The sequence below is a fragment of the Rhodopseudomonas infernalis genome, assembly GCF_022271405.1.
GTDB lineage: Bacteria > Pseudomonadota > Alphaproteobacteria > Rhizobiales > Xanthobacteraceae > Rhodopseudomonas > Rhodopseudomonas infernalis.
In genome coordinates this window covers 1-1,275 of sequence record NZ_JAJNAL010000081.1, presented here as the reverse complement: position 1 = coordinate 1,275, position 1,275 = coordinate 1, and the positions used below count along the sequence as shown (strand labels likewise).

At 65.6% G+C, this 1,275-nt stretch carries 1 protein-coding gene; it reads left to right on the top strand.

The annotated features are described in order from the left end of the window. Positions 1 to 190 precede the first annotated feature (190 nt). On the top strand, positions 191 to 985 hold the full coding sequence (locus LPW26_RS25290) for an SDR family NAD(P)-dependent oxidoreductase (protein ID WP_238738527.1): 795 nt from the start codon (positions 191 to 193) through the stop codon (positions 983 to 985). The last annotated feature ends 290 nt before the right edge of the window (positions 986 to 1,275 follow it).

Here is a 1,275-nt window from a genome sequence, read left to right as displayed (position 1 = left end):
GGGACCCAGTATCCCAGAGCGCCGGTGATACACACGAACGCTCTGGAATACTGGGTCGCCCGGACAAGCCGGGCGATGACAACTGTGCGTGTAGGAAGCGCTGCGCACGAAATCGCGTCTTGCGCTGGCGCCGATCGCTTCCGACGTTACGTCAGCCAACGCGCTGAGTAACACCTTCAGGAGCATCCTCATGCACATCAATCTGTCCGGCAAGACCGCGCTGGTCAGCGGCTCGACCGCCGGCATCGGCCACGCCATCGCCAAGGGCCTCGCCGTGACCGGCGCCAATGTCGTCGTCAACGGCCGCACGCAAGGCAAGGTCGACGTGGCGATCGCGGCGGTGAAGAAAGTCGCGCAGGGCGGCACCATCACCGGCGTCGCCGCGGACGTATCGACCGCCGAGGGCTGCGCCGCGCTGGTCAAGGCTCAGCCCGACGTCGACATCCTGATCAACAACACCGGCATCTTCGAGCCGAAGGGCTTCTTCGACATTCCGGACGAGGACTGGCAGCGCTTCTTCGACGTCAACGTGATGAGCGGCGTGCGGCTGTCGCGCGCCTACATGCCGGCGATGCTGACGCGCAACTGGGGCCGCATCGTCTTCATCGCCTCGGAATCCGCGCTGATGATTCCAAAGGAGATGATCCACTACGGCATGACCAAGACCGCGCAGCTCTCGGTCTCCCGCGGCCTCGCCGAACTGACCCGCGGCACCGCCGTGACAGTCAACGCGGTGATGCCCGGCCCGACGATGAGCGAAGGCGTGCAGACCTTCGTGGCCGATCTCGCCAAACAGAACGGCCAGTCCGAAGCCGAGGCCGCCGCCAATTTCGTCAAGCAGCACCGCCCCGGCTCGCTGATCCAGCGCTTCGCCACCGTCGAGGAGATCGCCAACATGGTGGTATACGTGTCGTCCAAGGAAGCCGCCGCCACCAACGGCGCAGCGCTGCGCGCCGAGGGCGGTTTGCTGCAGACGATCGCGTAGCACCCACCCCCGTCATTCCGGGGCGCTCGCGCAGCGAGCGAACCCGGAATCTAAAGGTTGGGACGAAGAATCCAGATCGCTAAGTCAGCACCCGCCGCAGCCCTCACCCCAACCCTCTCCCGCAAGCGGGAGAGGGAGCGCGCTGCCGGCGGTGCGGGGCAGTCGTCTTATCTCCGATTGTGTAGCAGTTCGCATCGCGTACCAGCATCACTCCACGACCGCGTTCATCCGCTGCAGTTCCGCATCGGCAGCCGTCTCCCTCTCCCGCTTGCGGGAGAGGGTTGGGGTGA

Excerpts from the sequence above, each read along its gene's own strand:
- LPW26_RS25290 (WP_238738527.1), top strand. The coding sequence starts at position 191 with ATGCACATCAATCTGTCCGGCAAGACCGCGCTGGTCAGCGGCTCGACC.